The organism is Erwinia sp. PME.40.26/001 (assembly GCF_055556675.1).
Map to the genome: position 1 here is coordinate 1 of NZ_JBVHNP010000430.1, position 236 is coordinate 236.

The 236-nt window shown below is 64.4% G+C and carries 1 protein-coding gene; it reads left to right on the forward strand.

All coding sequences use genetic code 11. The annotated features are described in order from the left end of the window. On the forward strand, positions 1–236 hold a 236-nt coding region (locus tag ACZ3HG_RS24845; RefSeq protein ID WP_465335210.1), incomplete at both ends, for a sugar phosphate isomerase family.

Sequence of the window (236 nt, forward strand, 5' to 3'; positions counted from 1 at the left end):
TTCACCGTCATCACCGGGGCCTCGCTGGGCAATGGCAGCGATGGCCTCATGGCCGAGGCCGGCCTGCTGGCGCGACGCCTGCCGTTCCAGGTCGACCCCACACTGCGCAAGAAGATCAATGCAGGCGAGGTCATGTTCATCGACCAGCACCTTTCCGAGACGGCCGAACAATTGCGCAGCGGCACGCCCTCGCGCATCGACATCGCCGTCATCGAAGCTGCGGCGATTACCGAAGA